Annotated in this window: 5 protein-coding genes; 3 read left to right on the top strand and 2 right to left on the bottom strand. The window is 67.8% G+C overall.

Features of this window, described 5'->3' with window-relative positions; genetic code table 11:
- Positions 1–1,192: acyl-CoA dehydrogenase family protein (locus tag AC2H6A_RS17230; RefSeq protein ID WP_484274948.1), on the bottom strand; the 1,192-nt coding region annotated here is incomplete at its 3' end.
- A 49-nt stretch (positions 1,193–1,241) separates the two neighbouring features.
- Positions 1,242–2,006, bottom strand: coding sequence for an SDR family NAD(P)-dependent oxidoreductase (locus AC2H6A_RS17225; protein WP_484274947.1), 765 nt, complete (start codon positions 2,004–2,006; stop codon positions 1,242–1,244).
- A 301-nt stretch (positions 2,007–2,307) separates the two neighbouring features.
- Here AC2H6A_RS17225 and AC2H6A_RS17220 point away from each other — a divergent pair, with 301 nt between their 5' ends.
- From AC2H6A_RS17220 to AC2H6A_RS17210, 3 genes are all read left to right on the top strand, one after another.
- Positions 2,308–3,264, top strand: a complete 957-nt coding sequence (locus tag AC2H6A_RS17220) for an ABC transporter permease (RefSeq protein WP_484274946.1) — start codon at positions 2,308–2,310, stop codon at positions 3,262–3,264.
- The gene (locus tag AC2H6A_RS17215) at positions 3,261–4,148 is read left to right on the top strand and encodes an ABC transporter permease (protein WP_484274945.1); all 888 of its coding nucleotides are present in this window, start codon (positions 3,261–3,263) and stop codon (positions 4,146–4,148) included. The genes AC2H6A_RS17220 and AC2H6A_RS17215 overlap by 4 nt, the downstream gene beginning before the upstream one ends.
- An 88-nt stretch (positions 4,149–4,236) precedes the next feature.
- Complete coding sequence (locus AC2H6A_RS17210; RefSeq protein WP_484274944.1) at positions 4,237–5,949, top strand: ABC transporter substrate-binding protein; 1,713 nt, start codon at positions 4,237–4,239, stop codon at positions 5,947–5,949.
- Positions 5,950–6,001: the final 52 nt, after the last annotated feature.

Raw genomic sequence — 6,001 nt, 5'->3', positions numbered from 1 at the left:
GCAGCCCGAGGATGCGCTTGGCGACGATGTTCAGCTGGACTTCGCTGGTGCCGCCTTCGATCGAGTTGGCCTTGGTGCGCAGCCAGCCGCGAGCAAGCGCGCCGTCGTCGGAGCGCTCGCTTTCCCACTCGAGACCGTCGCTGCCGGCGGCCTGCATCGCGAGCTCGTAGCGCCGCTTGTTGAGCTCGGCGCCGTAGTACTTGAGCACCGACGAGAAGGCCGGGTCGGACTGGCCCTGGCGGGCGAGATCGCCGGTGCGCTCGAGCATCAGCCCGAACGCGGCCTCGTCGACCTCGAACTCCGCCAGCCGCGCCCGCAGCAGCGGATCGGCCAGGCGGCCCTGCGGATCGGCGCCCACCGAGGCGAGCGCCGTCTCGGGCAGCGGCCGGCCGGCGCTGCGGGTGCCCATGCCGCTGATCGAGGCGCGCTCGTGGGTGAGCAGGTACTTGGCGATCTCCCAGCCGCGGTTCATCTCGCCGACCAGATTGCGCCGCGGTACCTGGACGTTATCGAAGAAGGTCTCGCAGAACGGCGACTTGCCCGAGATCAGCTGGATGGGTCGGGTGGTGACGCCGGGCGAGGCCATGTCGAACAGCAGGAAGCTGATGCCCTCGTGCTTCTTCGCGGAGAAGTCGGTGCGCACGAGGCAGAAGATCCAGTCGGCCTTGTCGGCGTAGGAAGTCCAGATCTTCTGGCCGTTGACCATGAAGTGGTCGCCCTGCAGATCGGCGCGGGTGGCGAGCGAGGCAAGGTCGGAGCCGGCATTGGGCTCGGAGTAGCCCTGGCACCAGCGGATCTCGCCGCGGGCGATGCGCGGCAGGTGCTCGGCCTTCTGCTCGGCATTGCCGTAGCGCAGCAGCGCCGGTCCGAGCATCCAGATGCCGAAGCTGTCCAGCGGCGAGCGGCAGCCCAGCGCACGCATCTCCTCGCGCAGCACCTTGACCTCGGCGCGCGACAGCCCCGCACCGCCGTATTCGCGCGGCCAGTCGGGCACGGTCCAGCCCTTCTCGGCCATGCGGGTCATCCAGAGACGCTGGGCCTCGGACTGGAAGGTGAAGTTGCGCCCACCCCAGCAGGTGTCGTTCTCGCTGGTGACCGGGCGGCGCATCTCGGCCGGACAGTTGGCCTCCAGCCAGGCGCGGGTCTCGGCGCGGAAGGTGGCGAGGGTCTCGGGTTCGGTGAGGGCATTCATGGCAGGACTCCGGGCAGGCTCGCCGCGACCGGGGCGGCGGGGATGGGGTTCAGATGGTGGCGCCGCCGTCGACGACGATGTTCTGGCCGGTGAGGTAGCTGCCGGCGGCCGAGGCGAGGAACACCGCCGCGCCGGCGATCTCGTCGGGCTGGCCGATGCGCCGCAGCGGGGTGGTGGCGGTGGCACGGGTGGCGGTCTCGGGGTTTTCCCAGAGCGCGCGCGCGAAATCGGTCTTGATCAGGCCGGGCGAGATGCAGTTCACGCGCACATTGTGCGGGCCGTACTCCACCGCCAGGTTGCGGGCGAGCTGTGCGTCGGCGGCCTTGGAGATGCAGTACGCGCCGATCACCGGCGAGCCGCGCAGCCCGCCGATCGAGGACACGATGATGATCGAGCCGTCGCGGCGCTCGATCATCTGCGGGGCCACCAGTTGCACCAGCCAGTGATTGGAGACGATGTTGTTGTCGAGGATCTTGCGGAACTGGTCGTCCGAGATGCCGGCCATCGGTCCGTAGTACGGGTTGGAGGCGGCATTGCAGACCAGGATGTCGATGCGGCCGAAGGCGGCCATGGTCTCCTCGATGAGCCGGCCGATGTCGTCCTTGGACGAGATGCTGGCCGGCACCGCGATCGCGCGGCCCTTGCCGTGGCGGGCCTCGATCGCCGCGACCACCTCGAGGCAGGCAGCCTCCTTGCGCGAGGACACCACCACGCGCGCGCCCTGCTCGGCCATGCGCTCGGCGATGGCGCGACCGATGCCGCGCGAGGATCCGGTGATGACGGCGACCTTGCCATCGAGATTGAACAACGACATCAGGTGTCTCCTGGTATGGGATCGGGGCCGGCGAGAGCTTGCCACATCCCATGCCGGCGCCGGCCGTCACGCCGATTTCGAATTTCCGGTATGCGCCCCGGAACGCCGGTCGGGGCGCCGCCTTGCGCCGCGCGAGCGTTGTGACCTACAGTGATCCGAACCCGGACCCCGACAGACTCCAGCAAGGAGCAGGGGCCGTCCAACGAGGAGACCCATGCCCCACGCCGCCCGGCAGCGCTTGCGCTCGGCCATTCGAATCCCGGGTTCGCCCTCGCGGCGGCCGGCACCACGGGGCTGAGTCATGCAGGCCTACATCGCGCGCCGCCTGCTGGCGCTGATTCCCACCCTGATCTTCGCCAGCATCATCGTGTTCTGCACGGTGCGGCTGATCCCCGGCGACATCATCGACATGATGCTCAGCCAGAACGACATCAGCGCCAGCAAGCTCGACCGCGAGGCCCTGATGCGAACCCTAGGCCTCGATCAGCCGATGTGGTCGCAGTACCTCACCTGGGTGGGCAACCTGCTGCGCGGTGACATGGGCAACTCGCTGTGGCAGGCCACCCCGGTGGTCGACCGTCTCGTCGAGCGGCTGCCGGTCACCTTCGAACTCGGGCTGTTCGCCATCCTGATCGGACTGAGCATCGCCCTGCCGGTGGGCATCTACTCGGCCATCCGCCAGGACACCGCGGGCGACTACATCGCCCGCTCCTTCTCCATCCTGCTGCTGGCCATCCCCAGCTTCTGGCTGGGCACCATGGTGGTGGTGATCCCCTCCATCTTCTGGGGCTGGTCGCCCGAGGTGAGCTACATCGCCTTCACCGAAGACCCGATCGGCAACCTGCAGCAGATGCTGGTGCCGGCAGCGGTGCTCGGCGCCGCGCTCTCGGCGGTCACCATGCGCATGACCCGCACCATGATGCTCGAGGTGCTGCGCCAGGACTACATCCGCACCGCCATGGCCAAGGGCCTGCCCGAGCGTCTGGTGGTGTTCCGCCACGCGCTGCGCAACGCGCTCATCCCGGTGGTCACCCTGATCGGCCTGCAGGCGCCGCTGGTGATCGGCGGCGCGGTGATCATCGAACAGATCTTCGGCATCCCCGGCATGGGCACGCTGCTGCTCGACGCCGTCAACCAGCGCGACTATCCGATCATCACCGGGGTGTTCCTGGTGGTGGGTCTGGCGGTCATGCTCATCAACCTGGTGGTCGACCTGAGCTACGGCCTGCTCGACCCGCGCGTGAGGGTCCGTTCATGAGCGCCACCGCTGCCGCCAGCGCCGCCCCCGCGCGGCCCGCGCCCCCGGGCTTTCTCAGCCGGCTGTTCCGCACCAAGCCGCTGGGCGCCGCCGGCGGGGTGGTTTTCCTGATCTTCCTGTTCTGCGGGGTGTTCGCCGATTTCCTGGCGCCCTACGGCATGAACGAGATCAGCCCGATCAACCGGCTCAAGCCCCCCTCGCTCGAGTTCCCCTTCGGCACCGACAACCTCGGCCGAGACATGCTCTCGCGCTGCCTTTACGGGGCGCAGCTGTCGGTGATCATCGGCCTGTCGGCGGCCACCCTGGCCACGGTGGTGTCGGTGGTGATCGGCATCCTCACCGGCTATCTCGGTGGCAAGACCGACATGGTCACCCAGCGCTTCGTCGACGCCTGGATGAGCTTCCCCGACCTGATCATCCTGATCGTGGTGGTGTCGGTGCTCGGCCCCGGCATGCCGCAGATCATCGGCACCCTGGGCCTGCTGCTGGGCATCGCCGGCTCGCGGATCATCCGCAGCGCGGTGGTGTCGGTGCGCGAGAACATGTATGTGCACGCCGCCCAGTCCATCGGCTCGACCACCGGCCGCATCCTGTGGCGGCACATCCTGCCCAACATCCTGCCGCCGATCATCGTGCTGTTCACCACCCGGGTGGGCGCGGTGATCCTGGCCGAATCCGGCCTGTCCTTCCTCGGCCTGGGCGTGCCGCCGCCGGCACCCACCTGGGGCGGCATGCTCTCGGGCGGCGGACGGACCTACATGTTCCAGGGGCCATGGCTTGCGCTGGCACCAGGGCTGTGCCTGACCGTGGTGGTCTACGCCACCAATGTGTTCGGTGACACCCTGCGCGACCTGCTCGATCCGCGGCTGCGCGGCTCACGCTGAGACATCCACCGGGCGCCGCCACCGGACGGCCCCGCCTCACCCGCCGCAGGCCGAAGCCCCGCGCCCGCGGCATCACCAGGAGACGATGATGAAATCATCCAGGCTGAGAAACTTCCTGCTGGCCAGCTCGATCGGCGCGGCGCTCGCGGCCGGTGCCATCCCGGCCGCGGCCCAGGCGCCCGAGAAGCCGCAGTACGGTGGCACGCTGAACATCGCGAACGTCTACTACACCATCAATGCCCTCACCTGGGACCCGGCCGACTGGAACTGGAAGGCCAACCATGACAGCGGCCAGTACTTCGAGCAGCTGTTCGCCGCCGACCTGAGCAAGGCCCGCAGCCGCGGCGGCAAGCACCAGTTCGTGGCCGACGCCTGGCTGCCGCTCGACGCGATCCGCGGCGAGCTGGCCGAGACCTGGCGCTGGATGGAGAACCCGCTGCGCCTGGAGGTCAAGCTGCGCAAGGGCGTGATGTTCCCCGAGAAGAAGGGCGTGATGGCCGCACGCGAGCTGGTCGCCGACGATGTGGTCTTCAGCTTCAACCACCTCAACAACAGCCCCAAGAAGGTGCCCACCTTCTTCGACCATGTGGTCAAGGTGGAGGCCACCGAGAAGCACACCGTCCTCTTCACCTTCAAGGACTACTTTGCCGAGTGGGACTATCGCTTCGGCTGGGGCTACTACTCGGGCATCTTCCCCAAGGAGGTGATCGCGGCGGGCGCCAAGGACTGGAAGAACCACAACGGCACCGGGCCGTTCATGCTCACCGATTTCGTCAACGGCAACCAGACCACCTTCACGAAGAACCCCGGCTACTGGGACAAGGAGACCATCGCGGGGGCCCAGTACAAGATCCCCTTCGTCGACAAGGTGATCTACCGCACCATGAAGGACGAGGCCGCCTCCTACGCGGCGCTGCGAACCGGCAAGCTCGACATCCACGAGGCCGTGCGCTGGAGTGCCGTGCCCGAGCTGAAGAAGAACGCGCCCCAGCTCAAGTGGGACCGCTCGCTCGCCATGGTCGGCACCTTCCTGGCGATGCGGGTCGATCAGAAGCCCTTCGACGACATCCGCGTGCGACGCGCGCTGAACATGGCGGTCAACAAGCAGGAGATCGTCAAGTCGTTCTGGGGCGGCAACGCCGAAATGCTGGGCTACCCCATGCACCCCGACTACACCGGCTACTACGAGCCGCTGTCGGCCATGCCCGAATCGGTGAAGGAGCTCTTCACCTACAACCCCGACAAGGCGAAGAAGCTGCTCGCCGAGGCCGGCCACCCCAACGGTTTCAGCTTCAAGGTGCAGGTCTGCTCGTGCAGCCCGGTGCACATGGACCTGATCCCGATGGTCGCGGCCTACCTCGAGAAGGTGGGCGTGAAGCTGCAGATCGAGCCGCTCGAGTACGGCGCCTTTCTCTCGCGCATGACCTCCAGCACCCACGGTCCTGGCTACTTCATGGACAACGGGCACACCAACCCCAGCACCAGCATCCGCAAGAGCTTCGTCAGCGGCCAGCTCTGGAACCCGTCGAAGTACTCCGATCCGGCGCTCGACAAGAAGGTCTGGGCGATGTACGCCGAGCGTGACGAGGGCAAGCGCCAGCAGATGCTCAGGGAGATGACCCGTGAGGTGCTCGACAAGGCGCCCTACATCTGGCTGCCCACCGGCTACACCTATGTGGCCTGGTGGCCCTGGGTCAAGAACTACGGCGGCGAACTGCGCGCCGGCGCCGTCCGGCCGGGACCGATCTACGCCCGGATCTGGGTCGACCAGGAACTCAAGCAGAAGATGGGCTTCCGCTGATCGGCGACAGCCGGTCCCAGCCCAACCAGGGCGGCGGCCCGCGGGCCGCCGC

The organism is Quisquiliibacterium sp. (assembly GCF_982640115.1).
The sequence above is the reverse complement of the archived record's forward strand: the minus strand, read 5'-3'. Positions and strand labels throughout refer to the sequence as shown.